The 17,782-nt window shown below is 71.7% G+C and carries 15 protein-coding genes; 5 read left to right on the top strand and 10 right to left on the bottom strand.

All coding sequences use genetic code 11. From position 1 onward, the window contains the following. Entirely contained in the window at positions 1-906 is a 906-nt protein-coding gene (locus tag CG740_RS36425; protein ID WP_100579607.1) for a DUF4097 family beta strand repeat-containing protein, read from the bottom strand. A gap of 265 nt (positions 907-1,171) precedes the next feature. Here CG740_RS36425 and CG740_RS36430 point away from each other — a divergent pair, with 265 nt between their 5' ends. Further along, positions 1,172-1,990 carry a hypothetical protein gene (locus CG740_RS36430; protein ID WP_100579608.1) on the top strand — a complete coding sequence of 273 codons (819 nt, stop codon included), beginning with the start codon at positions 1,172-1,174 and terminating at the stop codon, positions 1,988-1,990. 109 nt (positions 1,991-2,099) lie between these two features. Here CG740_RS36430 and CG740_RS36435 read toward each other — a convergent pair whose 3' ends face one another. After that, on the bottom strand, positions 2,100-2,282 hold the full coding sequence (locus tag CG740_RS36435) for a DUF6104 family protein (protein ID WP_003961784.1): 183 nt from the start codon (positions 2,280-2,282) through the stop codon (positions 2,100-2,102). 161 nt (positions 2,283-2,443) lie between these two features. Here CG740_RS36435 and CG740_RS36440 point away from each other — a divergent pair, with 161 nt between their 5' ends. Together CG740_RS36440 and CG740_RS41345 are read left to right on the top strand one after the other, a co-directional pair. Continuing rightward, positions 2,444-2,941, top strand: coding sequence for a hypothetical protein (locus CG740_RS36440; RefSeq protein WP_100579609.1), 498 nt, complete (start codon positions 2,444-2,446; stop codon positions 2,939-2,941). Positions 2,942-3,117: 176 nt separating this feature from the next. Next, on the top strand, positions 3,118-3,465 hold the full coding sequence (locus CG740_RS41345; RefSeq protein WP_100579610.1) for a DUF6191 domain-containing protein: 348 nt from the start codon (positions 3,118-3,120) through the stop codon (positions 3,463-3,465). A 114-nt stretch (positions 3,466-3,579) separates the two neighbouring features. Here CG740_RS41345 and CG740_RS36450 read toward each other — a convergent pair whose 3' ends face one another. From CG740_RS36450 to CG740_RS36465, 4 genes are all read right to left on the bottom strand, one after another. Further along, entirely contained in the window at positions 3,580-7,446 is a 3,867-nt protein-coding gene (locus tag CG740_RS36450; protein WP_100579611.1) for a multifunctional oxoglutarate decarboxylase/oxoglutarate dehydrogenase thiamine pyrophosphate-binding subunit/dihydrolipoyllysine-residue succinyltransferase subunit, read from the bottom strand. 280 nt (positions 7,447-7,726) lie between these two features. Next, complete coding sequence (locus CG740_RS36455) at positions 7,727-8,917, bottom strand: HAMP domain-containing sensor histidine kinase (RefSeq protein ID WP_234376702.1); 1,191 nt, start codon at positions 8,915-8,917, stop codon at positions 7,727-7,729. After that, positions 8,914-9,651 (bottom strand): response regulator transcription factor, encoded by a 738-nt coding sequence (locus CG740_RS36460; protein ID WP_053730675.1) that lies wholly within the window; start codon positions 9,649-9,651, stop codon positions 8,914-8,916. Before CG740_RS36460 ends, CG740_RS36455 begins: the two co-directional genes overlap by 4 nt. A 90-nt stretch (positions 9,652-9,741) precedes the next feature. Beyond that, positions 9,742-10,410 carry a spermidine synthase gene (locus CG740_RS36465; protein WP_100579655.1) on the bottom strand — a complete coding sequence of 223 codons (669 nt, stop codon included), beginning with the start codon at positions 10,408-10,410 and terminating at the stop codon, positions 9,742-9,744. Between the two features lie 255 nt (positions 10,411-10,665). Between CG740_RS36465 and CG740_RS36470 the strand changes: the two genes are divergently transcribed. Next, the gene (locus CG740_RS36470; RefSeq protein ID WP_324901213.1) at positions 10,666-11,523 is read left to right on the top strand and encodes a rhomboid-like protein; all 858 of its coding nucleotides are present in this window, start codon (positions 10,666-10,668) and stop codon (positions 11,521-11,523) included. Here the strand turns inward: CG740_RS36470 and CG740_RS36475 are convergent. Together CG740_RS36475 and CG740_RS36480 are read right to left on the bottom strand one after the other, a co-directional pair. Beyond that, positions 11,507-12,535 carry a DUF3626 domain-containing protein gene (locus CG740_RS36475; protein ID WP_100579612.1) on the bottom strand — a complete coding sequence of 343 codons (1,029 nt, stop codon included), beginning with the start codon at positions 12,533-12,535 and terminating at the stop codon, positions 11,507-11,509. The genes CG740_RS36470 and CG740_RS36475 overlap by 17 nt on opposite strands. Before the next feature lie 56 nt (positions 12,536-12,591). Beyond that, the gene (locus CG740_RS36480) at positions 12,592-13,302 is read right to left on the bottom strand and encodes a GNAT family N-acetyltransferase (RefSeq protein ID WP_107488381.1); all 711 of its coding nucleotides are present in this window, start codon (positions 13,300-13,302) and stop codon (positions 12,592-12,594) included. A gap of 189 nt (positions 13,303-13,491) precedes the next feature. Between CG740_RS36480 and lon the strand changes: the two genes are divergently transcribed. After that, the gene (gene lon / locus CG740_RS36485) at positions 13,492-15,906 is read left to right on the top strand and encodes an endopeptidase La (protein WP_100579614.1); all 2,415 of its coding nucleotides are present in this window, start codon (positions 13,492-13,494) and stop codon (positions 15,904-15,906) included. Positions 15,907-15,978: 72 nt separating this feature from the next. On the opposite strand, the gene CG740_RS36490 is transcribed toward lon, so the two are convergent. Beyond that, positions 15,979-16,782: a trypsin-like serine peptidase gene (locus CG740_RS36490; protein WP_100579615.1), complete on the bottom strand. Its 804-nt coding sequence runs from the start codon at positions 16,780-16,782 to the stop codon at positions 15,979-15,981. Positions 16,783-16,907: 125 nt separating this feature from the next. Next, positions 16,908-17,741, bottom strand: a complete 834-nt coding sequence (locus tag CG740_RS36495) for a lysozyme (RefSeq protein ID WP_100579616.1) — start codon at positions 17,739-17,741, stop codon at positions 16,908-16,910. Positions 17,742-17,782: the final 41 nt, after the last annotated feature.

Here is a 17,782-nt window from a genome sequence, read left to right on the forward strand (position 1 = left end):
TCAGAGCACCTTCTTGTTCGGGTCGGCCGGGCCGGACTGGTCATCGGGCGAGGGTGCTTCCGCGAAGTGCGGCTCCTCCTCCGCCGGCCTGCGCAGGAGCGCGATCGAGCCGGAGACCGTCGTCGCCCTCAGCGTGCCCGTGCCCGCCCCCAATGTGCCGGTGATCTTCTTCGTGCCCCACTGCCCGCTGATCCGCAGGTCCTCGAACGCGCTGGAGACCGCCCCGCTCGTGGTGTTGGCCTCGACGTGCGCGTCGGCCGGGTGCGGCAGTCGGATGGCCACCTCGCCCGAGACGGTGGTCAGCCGGATGTCGGTGGACTTCGCGCGGGGGTCGAGATCGAGCAGCATGTCGCCGCTCACCGACTCCGCCTGCACGTGGCCCCCGGCTCCCTCGATGACCGTCAGGTCGCCGGAGACCGACTTGAAGTGCAGTTCGCCGGTGACCGCCTGGGCCTCCAGGTTGCCGGACACGCTCTCGGCCCGGACCGGTCCGGCGAGCTTGACCAGGGTGGCGTCGCCGCTGACCCCGCGTACCTCGGTACGTCCGCGGACCCCGGACACCACGGCCCCCGCGCCGACCGTCCCGACCTCGACATCGGCACCGGCGGGCACCGCGAGCGAGACCACGGCGCTGCGGCTCCAGCTCTTGCGCTCCAGCCACTTGAGGATGCCGCGCCACGGCAGGTCGTCATAGCCGACGGTGAGCGTGGAGCCCTCCCGCGTCACGATCAGCGGTGGTCCCTCGACCGCCGAGACCTCCAGCCGGGCGGAACTTTCCTCGGTGCCGACGACGTTCACAGTTCCGTTGACGATGCGGACCTGGACCTTCGTCACCGGCCCGGCGGCGTCGGACGCGTCGAAGGTGAGCTTCCGCGAATCTGGGACGGCCCACGTGGACTCGGACATGTGCTGACCTCCTGAGCGCTGTGACTGAACAGGGCGAGGAACGATGGCTGCGGCTGCGGCTGCGGTGAAACGGCAGACGCAACATATCGCGTCTCTCGCTAGACACGATATATCGCGGTTGTCGAAAGTCAAGACGGTCCGGGTCGGTCCGGCCGGTTCGGGCCCACCCCCGCCGTCATGCACCCGCACCGCGCCCCTGCTGCCGTGCACCCATAAGCGGCCGTACAAGGAGAAAACGCCCCAAAGGTGGCTTAGCGTATGGATCATGCCCGTCGCCGATGCCGCCGCCCCCGGTGCCCTGCTCCTCTGCCGTGCCGAGCCTCCGGTGGTCCGACCGGTCGCCCATCTGCTGCGCGAGCGCATGCTGCTGGCGCCGGCGGGGGACGGCTGGAGCGTGCTCGTCCCCGCGGCCAAACCCTGGCTGACCGGCGCGGGCCCGGTCGACGAGGTGCTGGCGGGCTGGGCGGGCGCGCTCACCGTCGCGGCGGGCCGGCCGGTGATCGCGCTGTGGTGGGACGACACCCGGGCCGGCTACACCCTGGCCTCGGGCTTCCGCCGGACGGTCGGATACGTCTGGCTGTCCGACGGCACACCGCTCGGCGAGGGCGAGGCGATGCGTACGTTCGCGGCCCGGCTGGGCCTCGATCCCGTACACGACATGGAGGCGCTCGACGGCCTGACCCGCCCCGATTCCGCCGCCGACGCCCGGGCCCGCCTCCTCGGCCTGGTCGCGATCCTGGCCCGCACGGGCGTCGTGCTGCCGGCCGGACTCGGCCCCGGGGAACCGACGGACCGGCTGCGTTCGGTGGCCGCGGCGCACGGTGCCGAGGCGATCGAATGGTCCGGCTGGCGCGATGCCGTACGCGCCGAACTCGACGCGGTCGAGGAGGGGCCGCTCGGCCCCTGGGTGCGGGGCCCCAAGGCCCGCCTGGTCGGCGCGGTCCAGCTGGCCGCGGGTCTCCCGCTCACGGCCTGGGGCCTCGTCCGCCGAAGCGGCGGCTGGACGACGGCGGGCGCGGTCCTGCTCGCCCACGGCGCCCTCGGCCTCGCGTACGACCGGATGCGGGCCCGGCCGGGCGCCTGATCCGGGCCGGGCGCCAGACCGGTAGCGCGGCCGGTATCGCGACCGGCATCCCGATACGCAGGACGCGTGGGGCCGTTCCGCCGGGGACGGCTGGACGGGACGCCCCGGACTACTCGTCCTCGTCCTCGTCGTCGAGCCGGGCCAGCCAGGTGGCGAGCCGCTCCACCGGGACCTCGAAGTCCGGGTTCAGATCGACGAAGGTGCGCAGCTGCTCGGCGAGCCACTCGAAGGTGACCTCCTCCTCGCCGCGCCGCTTCTCCAGCTCCTCGATGCCGCGGTCGGTGAAGTACACAACTTGCTCCTGGGACGCCGTACCGGATGTTCGCCCTTCAGCGTATCCGGCGCCCGCCGCCCCCGTTGAACGCCCTTTGCGTCCGCTTGGGATCCCCATGGGTCGATCATCGGAGCGTCACTGATAGCTTCCGATCGATTTGTGTTCCGGGGGGAGATTCGGTGAAGGTCCAGGTATTCACGACGCGCCAAGCGGTGAGCGCGTCCGTTTTCGCGGGTGGTGTGCTGTTCGCCATCGCCGTCAGCCTTTCGTCCGCCGTCCTCCAGGCCGTGATCGGAGTGGCCGCGCTGGCTCTGGTCGTACGGTTCCTCGCGTTGCCCTCCCAGGTGTGGGTGCGAATCGACGCCGACGCCATCTCGTGGCGTACGCCGCGGTCCGGCGTGAAGAACGGTTTGCCGCCGTCCGGCACCGTGGCCCTGTCGGACGTGGCCGAGGCCACCGTGGTCAGGGACCGCACGACCATACGGACCTTCGGGGCTGCCAAGCAGATGGAAATGCGGGGGGTACGGCTGACCCTGCGGTCCGGGGAGACCGTCATGCTGCCGGTCCGCGCCGCCGCCTCCAATGTGAGCGCCGCGTCGCCGCTCCGGCGGCTCGTCGACGAACTCCGGCGCCAGCACCCCGAGTTGGCCACCGGCCTCGCCGTGCCGACCATGTGAGCGGCCCGGTACCCGATTCGCCCGGCGGGTCCGGGGTACCGCGAGGTCACCGTGCCCGAGCGTTTCCGCGGGGCCTTCCCGGGACGCGGCCGGCGGATCCGGTCGTCATGATCGGGATCTGACAGGGCCCGCACAGCGTTGTGTGAGTACGGGACGGCTGACGGAGGTGGCTTCGGATGTTCGGTGGGCTCGGCGAGATTTTCGCGCCCGGGCGGCGGCACACGGAAGAGGAGCGCCGGCGTCAGGAGATCACCCTCGACGAGGTCGGCGACTCCGATCCCGGCCGTGGCCCGATAGACCTGGCCAGCGGCAGCGTGGTCATACGGGTGTCCCCGTCCCCGAGCGGGGGCGCCGGGCCCACCCATGAGGACGCCGTGGCACCGGACGGTGACGGTCCCGTAGGCCCCACAAGCCCCGCAGACCCTGGCGGTCCCGCTGGGCACGACGGCCCCGGTCCCGATCCTCATGCTCCCGCGGGCCGCGACGACCCCGGCGCCCCCGACGATCACGACGGCGGGCGCTGAGCACGCCCGTCCATGCCGAAGGGCCCGGCATCCCGATTCCACGGGATGCCGGGCCCTTCGGCATGCGTACGGCCGTCGGCGACCAGTCGGTGACCGGTCGCCGACCTGCTGGGGCTAGGCCTCGAAGACCTCGTTGACCAGCTGCTCCTGCTCCTGCTCGTGGCGCTTCTTCGAGCCCACCGCCGGGGACGAGCCGTGCGGCCGCGAGATGCGGCGCAGGCGCTCGCCGTGCGGCACGTCCGCGCCGACGGCCAGGTCCAGGTGGTCGATCAGGTTGAGCGCGATGAACGGCCAGGCACCCTGGTTCGCCGGCTCCTCCTGGGCCCACAGGTACTTCTCGGCGTTCGGGAACTTGGCGATCTCCGCCTGGAGCTCGGCACCCGGCAGCGGGTACAGGCGCTCGATGCGGATAATCGCCGTGTTGGCAGCCGCAGCGTCGTTCGCGCCGCGCTTGTCGCGCTCGGCGGCCAGGTCGTAGTAGACCTTGCCCGCGCAGAAGACGACCTTGCGGACCGCGTTGGCGTCCACGTGCTCGTCGCCGATCACCGGGCGGAAGCCGCCGTTGGTGAACTCCTCGGCCTTCGACGCCGCCGCCTTCAGACGCAGCATCGACTTCGGGGTGAAGACGATGAGCGGCTTGTGGTGCGGGTTGTGGACCTGCCAGCGCAGCAGGTGGAAGTAGTTCGACGGCAGCGTCGGCATCGCGACCGTCATGTTGTTCTGCGCGCACATCTGGAGGAAGCGCTCGGGGCGGGCGGACGAGTGGTCCGGGCCCTGGCCCTCGTAGCCGTGCGGCAGCAGCAGCGTGACGCCGGAGGTCTGGCCCCACTTCTGCTCGGCCGAGGAGATGAACTCGTCCACGACCGTCTGGGCACCGTTGACGAAGTCGCCGAACTGCGCCTCCCACATCACCAGGGACTCGGGACGGGCCAGCGAGTAGCCGTACTCGAAGCCCATCGCCGCGTACTCGGAGAGCAGCGAGTCGTAGACGTTGTAGCGCGCCTGGTCCTCGGACAGGTACATGAGCGGGGTGTAGTCCTCGCCCGTGACCTGGTCGACCAGGACCGCGTGGCGCTGGCCGAAGGTGCCGCGGCGGGTGTCCTGGCCGGAGAGCCGGACCGGGACGCCCTCGATGAGCAGCGAACCGATGGCCAGCGTCTCGCCCATGCCCCAGTCGATCGTGCCGTCCTCGACGGAGGCGGCGCGGCGCAGCATCTGCGGCATCAGACGCGGGTGCACGGTGATCCGGTCGGGGATGTTCACCTGAGACTCGGCGATCCGCTTGACGACCTCCTGGGAGACCGCCGTGGAGACCGCGACCGGGAACTGGGCCTGCGCGTCGGTCGAGTGGATCTCGCTCGGCGCCGAGGTGGCCTCGCGGACCTCCGCGAACACCTTCTCCAGCTGGCCCTGGAAGTCCTGGAGGGCCTGCTCGGCCTCTTCCAGGGTGATGTCGCCGCGACCGATGAGCGACTCGGTGTAGAGCTTGCGCACCGAGCGCTTCTTGTCGATCAGGTTGTACATCTGCGGGTTGGTGAACTGCGGGTTGTCGCCCTCGTTGTGACCGCGGCGGCGGTAGCAGATGAGGTCGATCACGACGTCCTTGTTGAACGTCTGGCGGAACTCGAAGGCGAGCCGCGCGACGCGGACCACGGCCTCCGGGTCGTCGCCGTTCACGTGGATGATCGGCGCCTCGATCATGCGGGCCACGTCGGTGGCGTACATGGAGGAGCGCGACGACTCCGGGGCGGCGGTGAAGCCGACCTGGTTGTTGATGACGATGTGGACCGTGCCGCCGGTGCGGTAGCCGCGCAGCTGCGACATGTTCAGGGTCTCGGCGACCACACCCTGGCCGGCGAAGGCCGCGTCACCGTGCAGGGCGACCGGCAGGACCGTGAAGTCCGTGCCGCCCTTGTTGATGACGTCCTGCTTGGCGCGGGCGACACCCTCCAGGACCGGGTCGACCGCCTCCAGGTGCGAGGGGTTCGCGACCAGCGAGACCTTGATCTGCTCGCCGTCCAGGCCGGTGAAGGTGCCGGAGGCGCCCAGGTGGTACTTCACGTCGCCGGAGCCGTGCATCGACTTCGGGTCGAGGTTGCCCTCGAACTCGCGGAAGATCTGCGCGTACGACTTGCCGACGATGTTGGCGAGGACGTTCAGGCGGCCGCGGTGGGCCATGCCGATGACGACCTCGTCCAGGCGCGACTCGGCGGCGCTGTCGATGACGGCGTCGAGCAGCGGGATGACCGACTCGCCGCCCTCAAGGGAGAAGCGCTTCTGGCCGACGTACTTGGTCTGGAGGAACGTCTCGAACGCCTCCGCGGCGTTCAGGCGGCGCAGGATGCGCAGCTGCTCCTCGCGCTCCGGCTTGGAGTGCGAGCGCTCGACGCGGTCCTGGATCCACTTGCGCTGCTTGGGGTCCTGGATGTGCATGAACTCGATGCCGGTGGTGCGGCAGTACGAGTCGCGCAGGACGCCGAGGACGTCGCGCAGCTTCATCAGGGACTTGCCGGCGAAGCCGCCGACCGCGAACTCCCGCTCCAGGTCCCACAGGGTGAGGCCGTGCTCGGTGATGTCCAGGTCGGGGTGCTTGCGCTGGCGGTACTCCAGCGGGTCGGTGTCGGCCATGACGTGGCCGCGGACCCGGTAGGAGTGGATCAGCTCGAAGACGCGGGCGGCCTTCGTGACGTCGTCGTCGTGCGAGGCGTCGATGTCCTTGAGCCAGCGGACCGGCTCGTAGGGGATGCGCAGCGCCTCGAAGATGTCGTCGTAGAACTCGCTGTCGCCGAGCAGCAGGTTGGCGACGATCCGCAGGAACTCGCCGGACGCCGCACCCTGGATGACCCGGTGGTCGTACGTCGAGGTGAGGGTCATCACCTTCGAGATGCCCAGCTTGTTCAGGGTGTCCTGCGAGGTGCCCTGGAACTCGGCCGGGTAGTCCATCGAGCCGACGCCCATGATGACCGACTGGCCGGGCATCAGACGCGGCACGGAGTGCACGGTGCCGAGGCCGCCGGGGTTGGTCAGCGAGACGGTGACGCCGGTGAAGTCGTCCATCGTCAGCTTGTTGTTCCGGGCCCGGCGGACGATGTCCTCGTAGGCCTGCCAGAACTCGAAGAAGTTGAGCGTCTCGGCCTTCTTGATGCCGGCGACGACGAGCTGGCGGTCGCCGTTGGGCTTCACCAGGTCGATGGCCAGACCGAAGTTCACGTGGTCCGGCTTGACCAGGGTCGGCTTGCCGTCCTTCTCGACGAAGGAGTGGTTCATCGACGGCATGGCCTTGATGGCCTGCACCATCGCGTACCCGATGAGGTGGGTGAAGGAGACCTTCCCGCCCCGGGCGCGCTTGAGGTGGTTGTTGATGACGATGCGGTTGTCGAACAGGAGCTTCACCGGGACGGCGCGCACGGACGTGGCCGTGGGCACCTCAAGGGAGGCGTTCATGTTCTTGGCGACCGCGGCGGAGGGACCGCGCAGCGTCACGTACTCGGGACCGGCCGGGGCCTCCTTGGCCTCGACCGCCTTGGCCTCGGCCGCCTTGGGGGCGGCCTTGGCGGCGGGCGCGGCGGTGGCCGCGGGCTTCGCCGGAGCCGGAGCCGGAGCCGGAGCCTGGGCCGGGGCGGCGGCCGGAGCCGCGGCCTTCACCGGCGCCGGAGCGGCGGCCGGGGTGGCCGGCGCCGCGGGTGCCGGGGCGGCCTGGGCCGGGGCTGCGGGAGCGGCCGGAGCCGCTGCGGCAGGCGCGGCTGCCGGGGCCGCGGTGGGAGCACCCTGAACAGGGTTGTCCGCCGTGCCGGTGGCACCCGGCTTGTAGTCGGCGAAGAAGTCCCACCAGGCACGGTCGACCGAATTGGGATCCTGGAGGTACTGCTGATAAATCTCGTCGACAAGCCACTCATTGGCACCAAAGCCGGCCGCAGGGTTCTTGCCCTGCCCGTCTTGGTCGGTCGAGACGCTCGAATTACTGGGGGACTGAGACGACACGGCGGTAACCGCCCTCTTCCGCTTCACAAGGTGATGGACAGCGGAAATAAAGGCTACGCCTTGCCGGCGTGGACGTGCAGGCCGGGCTTGCCACAGTCGCGTAAGTCACACCGGAACCCTGGTTTCAGGGCGCGAAATGGCGGGAAACAAGCGTGGTTCCGCTGCTGCGCGCGCCGGTCCGGGTACGCGACAGTGCGGCTACGGCCCCCTGGCCCGCACCCTGAACGACCGCTTCCGCCGGTGACCACGCAGAACGGCCGCTTCCGGTTCGAACTTTACGTCAACTTTGCGGGCGGGGAGTGCCCGGGAGGGTGACCTGGATCCGGCAGCCCCGCGCGGATTCGGCCACGCCGATCCGGCCACCGTGAAGATCCACCGCCCAGCGCGCGATGGCGAGCCCGAGCCCCGTGCCGCCGTCGCTGCCGGGGCCGTGCGGGGCGGTCGCGGTGCCGCGGTTGAACCGCTCGAAGACCCGGTGCCACTCCGACTGCGGTATGCCGGGCCCCTCGTCCAGGACCTCCAGGTCGAGCGACTCGGGCTGCGGGCCGCGCCGGGCCCGTACCGTCACGCGGCCGTGCGGCGGGGAGTGCTTGACCGCGTTGTCGATGAGATTCGCCACGACCTGGTGCAGCCGCTCGGCATCCGCGTGCGCGGTCAGCTCGGGCGGCGAGACGTCCAGGTGCAGATGGACATCGGTGCGCTGGTGGTTGCCCGAGCCGGAGGACAGCTTGCGCTGGGCCGCCGCCAGGTTGGCCTCCTTGAGGACGCCGGACAGATACGGCCACACCTCGAAACGGTGGGCGCGCAGCGTGACCACGCCGTTGTCCAGGCGGGACAGGTCGAGGAGGGTCTCGACCAGGCGGCCCAGGCGCTCGGTCTGCTTGAGGGCCGTGCGCATCGTCTCCGGGTCGGCGGCCGAGACCCCGTCCACCACGTTCTCCAGGACCGCGCGCAGCGCCGCGATGGGCGTGCGCAGCTCGTGGGAGACATTCGCCACGAGTTCCTTGCGGTGCCGGTCCACGGCCTCCAGATCGTCGGCCATGCGGTTGATGGTGCCCGCGAGGTCGCCGAGCTCGTCGCGGCGGTCGGCGCCGCGCACCCGGCGCGTGTAGTCGCCGTGCGAGATGGCGCGGGCGACCGTGTTCATCTCGTCCAGCGGGGCGGTGAGCCCATGGGCGACGAACTGGGTGATCAGCAGGGTCGCTATCACCGAGAACACGGTGATGAAGCGGAGCTCGGTACGGGTCTGCAAGGCCACCATGAGCAGCCCTGTGGTGATGAACACGGAGACCACGACGAGCGTGCCGAGCTTGGTCTTGATCGAGATCGACACCGACCGCAGCCCGGCCGCTATCCGGCCGCGCAGCCCGCGCAGGGCCCTGGCCCAGCCGCCGCGCCGGGCGGGCTCGTCCCAGCCGGGCCGCTCGCCGCTGCCGCGCAGCTGCCGGGCCCGGTCTCCGGCCCGGCTCATGGCGCCGGGGTCTCCAGCGCGTAACCCACGCCGTGGACCGTACGGATCCGCTCGGCGCCGATCTTGCGGCGGAGCGCCTTGATGTGGCTGTCCACGGTCCGGGTGCCGGACGCGTCGGCCCAGTCCCACACCTCGGCGAGCAGCTGCTCGCGCGAGAGGACGGCGCGCGGCGTGTTCGCCAGGCAGCTCAGCAGGTCGAACTCGGTCGGCGTCAGATGGACGTCCTCGCCGCGCACCCGTACCCGGCGCTGCGCGTGGTCGATCTCCAGCTCGCCGAGCCGGAGTATGCCCGTACGCGGCGTGGTGGCGGCCAGCGCGGCGCGCTCCACCCGGCGCAGCAGGACGTGCACCCGGGCCGCGAGCTCGCGCATCGAGAACGGCTTGGTCATGTAGTCGTCCGCGCCGACGCCGAGCCCGACCAGCATGTCGGTCTCGTCGTCGCGGGCCGTCAGCATGAGGACCGGCACGGGCCGGCGGGCCTGGACCCGGCGGCAGACCTCCAGGCCGTCGAAGCCCGGCAGCATGATGTCGAGGACCATGAGGTCCGGTTGCCAGGCCTCGGCCGTGTCGACGGCCGCGGGGCCGTCGACGGCCGTCTGCACCTGGAAGCCCTCGGCCCGCAGACGGGCCGCGATGGCGTCGACGATCGTCGTGTCGTCCTCGACGACCAGCACCCTGCGCTGGGCGCCGGGGGTCGCCGCGACGCCGTTGTGGCCGGTGTGTGTCTGCTCCATCGGTTGCCCCGCCCTGAATGTGCTCGCCCGGGGATCCGTGGGGTGATCCCCTGTGTGGCTCAGAGACTAGAGGCACTTTCCGTATCTCGGCTACGCAGGGCGAACACCGAGATGGACCACGTCAGGGACGCCCCGGGCAACTCGGATCTCTTTGGTATTTACCCCGGTGAATCCGGCATTACGGAGTGCCTGCTCAAAGGCGGGGGACGGCTGTGCGGACCATACGGCGAGCACTCCGCCGGGCCTCAACCGCCGTGCGCAGTGGGCGAGTCCGGCCGGTGAGTACAGTCCGCCGTTGCCCTCGGTGACCGTCCAGTCGGGCCCGTTGTCGATGTCGAGGCAGAGCGCGTCGAAGGTGTTCTGGGCGGTCCGTACGTAATCGACCAGATCGGCCTGGATGATCCGGGTGCGCGAATCGGACAGAGCCGGGCCGGAAATGGCGCGGAGCGGACCCGTGCGGTGCCAGTCGATGATGGCCTTCTCCCGCTCAAGCACGGTGATTTGGCCCCAGCGGGGGTCCTGCGCCGCATGTGCGAGGGAGAAGCCGACGCCCAGCCCGCCGATGAGAACGGAAGGGCTGGATGTGCCTGGCAGAAGTGTGTCGTACGCCGCATCGATGAGCAGCCGTTCCGAGCGGCCGTCGGAAGTGTCCATGAGGAAGCACCCGTTGGCGATGATCTCGAAATGCGCGCCGCGCCGCCGCAGCACGACTTCCCCGTGCGGTCCCTCCCGCCGGTCGAGGGTGGCGATGTCGTCCATGTCCGTGAGAATGCCGTGTCCGGCCGCGCCGCGCACGCGAGTTGTGGGTCTCGTACGGGTGGCGCGGCGTGCCCCGGACGCTCAGGATGTGTCAAAGGTTGTCCGATGTGGCGCACGCCATAGACGGGTCCGGAGACGATCACGGAAGGTGAGCCGTTGTAAGGCAGGTAAGCGAGAACGGAACACGGCCGGAGAACGCGGGCGTGGCTTGATTCGGGGCGCGTACACGGTGTCCCGGGGAAGGGGCCTCTCCCGGTGCACCCGCTGGAAACCCGGCAGCCGGCCACGTCGGCGACGCCGCTGCCCGCCGTTACCTCCGCTTCCGCTTCCGCTTCCGCTGCCGTCGCTGCCGCTTCCGGCTCCGCGCTGGACGCGATTCCGCCCCAGCGGCCCTGGCCAGAGCCGGAGCCCGCCGAGCCGTCGCTTTCCGCCGCGGGGGCGACAGTCGGCCCCGGACCGGAGCCGGTGGCCGGAGCCGGTACGCGGGGCGGTCTCGCTCGTGTCCGGGGGCGGCTCCCCTCGCCCGCCTCGTACCCCTTCGCCTTCGGCTACGCGGTCCTGCTCCTGGTGACCTCGCTCTACAGCGAGTACGGCGATCCGCACACCGTGAGCGCGCTGCTGCGCGGATCGAGCACCGATGTGGCCCATCTGTCCACGGCCCCGGTCCTGGCGATCTTCGCGAGCGCACTGTGGATAGCGGGCGGCATCGCCTCCCCGTACGCGATGGTGTTCATCTTCGTCCTGGCCACGCTTGAGCGCCGCATCGGCGGCTGGCGCACGGCCGGTGTCTTTCTGCTCGGCCATGTCGTGGCGACCCTGGCCACCGAGCTTCCGGTCGCCGTCTCGGTCCTGGCCGGCCACCTTCCCGCCAGCTCGCTGCACCGCCTGGACTACGGCATCAGCTTCGGCCTGATGGCCACGGTCGGCGCCCTCGCGGGCCTGCTCGCCCCGCTGCTGCGCTGGGCAGCCCTGGCCGTGGTCGGCGCCCTGCTCGTCCAGGACCTCCTGGAGATGGTGGAACCGCTGGCGGCCTGGGGCCACCCGGTGGCCCTCCTGGCCGGCATCGCCTGCTGGCCGGCCGTACGGCGGGTGCGGCTCACCCCGAAGGGCTGACTCCGGCCCGGTCCGCAGCCCTCGCTTCCGCCCGCTCGTCGGCCCGCCCGAACCGGGCCAGTACGTGCCACAGCTGCTTCACGTACTGGAGCACCTCCTCCCCGCTGCCGAACTCGGCCCACGCCTGCGGCTCCCGTGCGACGGACGCGGCGGCGCGGCCCAGCGTCTCGGCGCTCAGCAGGCCGTCGGCCGCGTAGGCGCGCACGACCCGAGCGGCCAGTGGAACCATCACGGGGCCCCGGAACGCGGCGTCCACCTCGTGCGGCGCGAGCACGAACCCGGCGTGCCACTCGATCGGCACCCCGGTCGAGGCGAGCAGCCGGGCGGTCGCGGTGCCCCGGAACGACGGGTCGAGCACGAGTGCCTCCGCGTCCCGGGTGAGGACGACCGGGCCGTGCACCTGGGCCTCGACATACCCGTCCAGGACTCGCCCGTGCACGCCGGAAGGCACCCCGAGCACATCGGTCCCGTCCTCCGCGAGTGCCGCCAGAACGCACCCGAAGGCGTCGGCGGTCCCCACGTCCTTCGGCCCCAGATGGCTGTCGCCGTGGCAGAACGTGGCCCGCCGGTTCACCTCGGGGCGCAGCCGCACATGGCAGGAGCCGAAGCGCGGCGCGGCGCCGTCCGCGTGGCCGTGCAGATTGAGCGCCCCGTACTTGGCCCGCTCCTCGGGCCGTACGCCGTCGGCGTGGTAGGCGCCGCCGAACAGATCCCGCTCCCACTCGTCCCGGGCTCCGCCGGGGAAGGCGGTGCGCCCGCCGTTGGACAGGCCCGTCTCGTACTGGCTCCGGTAGACCGCGTCCACCGCCAGTGCCTCGGCGACCGTGCGCCCGTCGGTGGGGCGCGGCCGGTCCGGGTGGAAGTTGAGGGAGATGCGCGCCCGGTCCATGACGTGGGACGTGAGTGCCTGCGCGTCCACGCCGCCGAGCCGGCCCGTGGCCTGGCGGTCGGCCGACCGTGCGAGGGTGCGGACGTGGGCGAGCGCGGCGCTCTGTGCGGGGGTGAGCCTCATACGGGCCGAATGTAGGCGTGCGGCCCGCTCGCCCGCCCCGGGTTTTTCGGCGGCGGTCAGCTTGCCGCCGGCTTGAGGACCAGGCTCGCCATGGGGGAGCGGGTCGTCCAGCCGAGGGAGGTGTAGAGGGCGCGGCCCTCGGGGGTGCCCACCAGGATTCCGGTGCGGGCGCCCGCCTCGTGGGCGGTGTTCTGAAGGGTGCGCATCACCAGGCTGCCCAGGCCCCGGCGCTGGTGGTCGCCCGCGGTCTCGATCTGGTCGGCGACGGCGGTCCGGCCGGTCGGCGCGATCTGGCCGCGGGCGGCGAAGTGGCCATCGGCGGTGCGGACGAGGACGCGGGTCACGCCGCCCCGGGTCCACGAGGTGAGGGTGTAGCCGGCCGGCACCTCGGGACGTTCGGCGGCGAGCGCGACCGTCATCAGGTAGCCGGGCTTGTCCGACTCCCAGCCGGCGCCGAGCCAGGGCCGCACGGTGTCGTCGTCCGCGAACAGCTTCAGCCAGGTCCCGGGCGCGCTCGTGGCGGCCACGAGCGCGCGGACGTCCGCCTCGGTGGGGTCGGGCAGTACGTGCCGGGACACGTGGTGGGCCTGTCCGGCGTCGATCGTCCAGCCCCAGGGCCGGTCCATCGGGTCGGAGGTGCCGCGCGACACGACCCAGCCGTCGACCCACGCCCGTACGAGGGTGGCCGTCCCGGCCGGGTCCTCCGTGGCCACCTCGGTCGCTGCTGTTGCTGCCGTCGTCGCCGTTGTGGTCGCTCGCGCTGTCATGTCCGCCCCCGCTGGTAATAGGTGAAATGGCTAACGGAACCTTACAAGTGGAGGTCGGTGTTTGTCCCCCGCTCCTGCTCACGAGGGTGGACGCAGATGATCGCTCAGAGCGAACACGGCTCGGGGAACATTCCCCGACTCACATGCATTGAGTCGGCATAGCTCAACTTGACTGCCGAAGGGGAGATCATGGCTACCGAGTCCACGGCGTACACACCGACCGCCCTGCCCGTGCTGCCGCTCGACGACGAGGTCGTGCTGCCCGGGATGGTCGTTCCGCTGGACCTGTCCGACACCGAGGTGCGGGCCGCCGTCGAGGCGGCGCAGGCCGCCGCCCGGTCCGATGCGGGAAAGCCGCAGGTGCTGCTCGTGCCGCGGATCGACGGGACGTACGCCGGGACCGGTGTGCTCGGGACCGTCGAGCAGGTCGGCCGGCTGTCGGACGGCGACCCCGGCGCCCTCATCCGGGGCCGCCACCGCGTGCGCATCGGCGCCGGCACCACCGGGCCCGGCGCGGCCCTGTGGGTGGAGGGCACCCGGGTCGAGGAGATCCTGCCCGAGCCCCTGCCGGGCCAGGTGACCGAACTGGTCAAGGAATACAAGGCGCTCGCCACCGACTGGCTGAAGAAGCGCGGGGCCTGGCAGGTCGTCGACCGCGTGCAGCAGATCGAGGGCGTGTCCGCGCTCGCCGACAACTCCGGCTACTCGCCGTTCCTCACCACCGCCCAGAAGGTCGAGCTCCTGGAGACCGCCGACCCGGTGGCCCGCCTCAAGCTCGCCACCGAGCAGCTCCGCGAGCACCTTGCCGAGCAGGACGTCGCCGAGTCCATCGCCAAGGACGTCCAGGAAGGCGTGGACAAGCAGCAGCGCGAGTTCCTGCTGCGCCGCCAGCTGGACGCCGTGCGCAAGGAGCTGCGCGAGCTCAACGGCGAGGGCGGCGAGGAGGACGAGAGCGACGACTACCGCGCCCGCGTCGAGGCCGCCGACCTGCCCGAGAAGGTCCGCGAGGCCGCCCTCAAGGAGGTCGACAAGCTGGAGCGGTCCAGCGACCAGTCGCCCGAGGGCTCCTGGATCCGCACCTGGCTCGACACCGTCCTCGAACTGCCCTGGAACGAGAGCACGGAGGACGTGTACGACATCCGGGGCGCCCGGGAGATCCTCGACGCCGAGCACGCCGGTCTGAAGGACGTGAAGGAGCGCATCACCGAGTACCTCGCGGTGCGCAAGCGCCGCGCCGACCGGGGCCTCGGGGTCGTGGGCGGCCGCCGCGGCGGCGCGGTGCTCGCGCTCGTCGGTCCGCCCGGAGTGGGCAAGACCTCGCTAGGCGAGTCCGTCGCGCACGCCATGGGCCGCAAGTTCGTCCGGGTCGCGCTCGGCGGCGTACGCGACGAGGCCGAGATCCGCGGCCACCGCCGCACCTACGTCGGCGCCCTGCCCGGCCGGATCGTGCGGGCCATCAAGGAGGCCGGTTCGATGAACCCGGTCGTGCTGCTCGACGAGATCGACAAGGTGGGCTCCGACTTCCGGGGCGACCCGGCCGCCGCCCTGCTCGAAGTGCTCGACCCGGCGCAGAACCACACCTTCCGGGACCACTACCTGGAGGTCGAGCTCGACCTGAGCGACGTGGTGTTCCTGGCCACGGCCAACGTCCTCGAAGCCATCCCCGAGGCCCTGCTCGACCGTATGGAGCTGGTCCGGCTCGACGGCTACACCGAGGACGAGAAGGTCGTCATCGCCCGCGACCACCTGCTGCCGCGCCAGCTGGAGCGGGCCGGCCTGGAAGACGGTGAGGTCGTCCTGGAGGACGCCTCGCTGCGCAGGCTCGCCGGCGAGTACACCCGCGAGGCGGGCGTTCGGAACCTGGAGCGGTCCATCGCCCGGCTGCTCCGCAAGGTGGCGGCCCAGCACGAACTGGGCGGCCAGGAGCTGCCGTTCACCATCGCACCCGATGATCTGCGCAAGCTGATCGGGCGCCCGCACCATGTGCCCGAGTCCGCCCAGGACCCGGCCGAGCGGCGCACCGCGGTGCCCGGTGTGGCCACCGGCCTCGCGGTCACCGGGGCCGGCGGCGACGTCCTGTTCGTCGAGGCCTCCCTGGCGGATCCGGAGACGGGCGCCGCGGGCCTGACCCTCACCGGTCAGCTCGGCGACGTGATGAAGGAGTCGGCGCAGATCGCGCTGAGCTTCCTGCGCTCCCACGGGGCCGAACTGGAGCTTCCCGTAGGGGACTTGAAGGACCGGGGCGTGCACGTCCACTTCCCGGCGGGCGCGGTCCCCAAGGACGGTCCGAGCGCCGGCATCACGCTGGTGACCGCGCTGTCCTCGCTGCTCTCGGGGCGGCAGGTCCGCACCGACGTGGCGATGACCGGCGAGGTGTCGCTGACCGGTCGGGTGCTGCCGATCGGCGGGCTCAAGCAGAAGCTGCTGGCCGCGCACCGGGCCGGGATCACGACCGTGGTGATCCCCAAGCGGAACGAGGCGGACCTGGACGACGTCCCGGCCGAGGTCCTGGAGAAGCTGGAGGTCCACCCCGTCACGGACGTCCGCCAGGTCCTGGAGATCGCCCTCGCCCCCGCGGAGGTCGCGGTCGCCGCGGCCGCGTGAGACACCGGGGCCGGGGGTTACCGCCCCGGCCGCGTGAGACACCGGGGCCGGGGGTTACCGCCCCGGCCCCGGCTACGCCTGGGTGGCCCGCTCGTACACCGAGCGGGCCTTCGCGTCGAACAGGGCCGCCGTCGACTCGACGTCCGTGTCGCCGCCGCTCAGTACGCCGATGATCCGGCCGAGCCGGTCCGGGTCCCGGTAGTCGATCAGCCAGGGGCTGCCGCTGGTGCCGACCCAGAACCCGCCGCACTCCATGCGCATCATGGCGGGCTCGTCCGGGTCCTGGCGTACGTCGGTGGTGCACATGACCGGCCGGTTGTCGGGGTTGTGGTCCGGGTCCGGGTAGCCGACGACGGTCGCGCGCTGGTCGGGGCCCGCGCCCCACTCGGGCGTCGAGGCGCCGACCACGCTCTGTACGTTGCGGCCGTGCGCGTCCGGCTCCAGCGTGAGGAAGGCGTAGTCCGCCGCGTCCTCGTGGTCCGCGGTCCACCGGTCGTCGACCTGCACCGCCCGCACCTTCCACTTCCCGTACGGGAACGTCCCCGGGGCCGCCCCGGAGAAGCCCGGCGCGAACTCCAGGGTGTCCAGCGGAAGCCCGGTCGCGCAGTGCGCGGCGGTGGCGACGACGTTGCCGTGCGGGCTGGCCACCACGCTGGCGGTGCAGGCGTGCTCGTCGCCGTTGACGAGGACGCCGACCGACGAGACCTTCCCGGCCGGCACCGCGCTGCTCTGGGTACCCGGCGGCGGGGCCGCGGCCTCGCCCGGGGGCCGCTCGGACTGCGGCGAGGGCGCCGCGGACCAGCCGCAGTCCGCGCCACCGGCCGTGACGACCGCGATCAGGGCAACCGCCCGGCACACCGCTCCCACCTTGCGCATGCCCCCCATCCTTACGCATGCCGCGCTCAGGACGGGGTCACGTGTGCGACGGGTGCTCCGTACGGGGAGGCGAAGGCCCCCGGCCACGCAGTGCCGGGGGCCCGCTCGGGTGTGCGTGGGCGCCGTCAGCCGTTGGCGAGCGCCTGGAGGCGGTCGTACGCCCCGTTGAACCGGGAGTGGTCGCCGACGGTCGGGCCCGAGGAGGTGTACTGCCACATCGTCTGGAAGCCCCAGCCGGCCGGCAGGGTGCCGGGGTCGGTGTTGTAGCGGGCGATCCAGAGCGGGTTGCTCGCGCCGAAGGCGGCCGAGTTGCCGGTGCACTGGGTCCACCAGCTGGTCGCGGTGTAGATCACCGCGTCCCGCCCGGTACGGGCCCGGTACTGGTCGAGGAAGTCGCCGATCCAGCCGACCATGCCGGCCGCCGACTTGCCGTAGCAGGCCGCGCCGTACGGGTTCCACTCGATGTCGAGCGCGCCCGGCAGGGTCCGGCCGTCGCGCGACCAGCCGCCGCCGTGGTCCACGAAGTAGTCGGCCTGGGCGGCGCCGCTCGTCGTGTCGGGGGTGGCGAAGTGGTACGCGCCGCGGATCATGCCGACGCTGTACGAGCCGTTGTACTGCTGGGCGAAGTTGGGGTTGGTGTAGTACGTGCCCTCGGTGGCCTTGACGTAGGCCCACTTCACCCCGCTGTTCCACAGGGTCGACCAGGCGACGTTGCCGTTGTGGCTGCTGGTGTCGACCCCCTCGGTCTGCGCGGTCTGTACGGCGCGGACGTCACGGGGCAGCCCGCCCACCCCGTCGTGCTTGGCCACGCCCATACCCAGGGTCGCGGAGCCGCGCGCGGGGATGTCGGCGGCGCTGGAGGTGCCGGTGAAACCGAGGACGAGGGCGAGGGAGGAGAGGAGGATCCCGGCCGCGGCGAGGGGACCGCGGCGGGCCGTTCCGGATCTGTGCACGGGCATTGCGTGCCTCCGAAAGGCGGTGTGGGGGTGGGGAGATGACG

The sequence above is a fragment of the Streptomyces sp. CB01201 genome (assembly GCF_002803085.1).
GTDB classification, from domain to species: Bacteria; Actinomycetota; Actinomycetes; order Streptomycetales; family Streptomycetaceae; genus Streptomyces; species Streptomyces hundungensis.

What these genes read in the sequence shown, in the direction of transcription:
- CG740_RS36460 (WP_053730675.1), bottom strand. Translation starts at nt 9,651, where the DNA reads ATGGAGCAGACACACACCGGCCACAACGGCGTCGCGGCGACCCCCGGC.
- CG740_RS36495 (WP_100579616.1), bottom strand. Translation starts at nt 17,741, where the DNA reads ATGCCCGTGCACAGATCCGGAACGGCCCGCCGCGGTCCCCTCGCCGCG.
- CG740_RS36465 (WP_100579655.1), bottom strand. Translation starts at nt 10,410, where the DNA reads ATGGACGACATCGCCACCCTCGACCGGCGGGAGGGACCGCACGGGGAA.
- CG740_RS41345 (WP_100579610.1), top strand. Translation starts at nt 3,118, where the DNA reads ATGTTCGGTGGGCTCGGCGAGATTTTCGCGCCCGGGCGGCGGCACACG.
- CG740_RS36475 (WP_100579612.1), bottom strand. Translation starts at nt 12,535, where the DNA reads ATGAGGCTCACCCCCGCACAGAGCGCCGCGCTCGCCCACGTCCGCACC.
- CG740_RS36480 (WP_107488381.1), bottom strand. Translation starts at nt 13,302, where the DNA reads ATGACAGCGCGAGCGACCACAACGGCGACGACGGCAGCAACAGCAGCG.
- lon (WP_100579614.1), top strand. Translation starts at nt 13,492, where the DNA reads ATGGCTACCGAGTCCACGGCGTACACACCGACCGCCCTGCCCGTGCTG.
- CG740_RS36425 (WP_100579607.1), bottom strand. Translation starts at nt 906, where the DNA reads ATGTCCGAGTCCACGTGGGCCGTCCCAGATTCGCGGAAGCTCACCTTC.
- CG740_RS36430 (WP_100579608.1), top strand. Translation starts at nt 1,172, where the DNA reads ATGCCCGTCGCCGATGCCGCCGCCCCCGGTGCCCTGCTCCTCTGCCGT.
- CG740_RS36455 (WP_234376702.1), bottom strand. Translation starts at nt 8,917, where the DNA reads ATGAGCCGGGCCGGAGACCGGGCCCGGCAGCTGCGCGGCAGCGGCGAG.
- CG740_RS36490 (WP_100579615.1), bottom strand. Translation starts at nt 16,782, where the DNA reads ATGCGCAAGGTGGGAGCGGTGTGCCGGGCGGTTGCCCTGATCGCGGTC.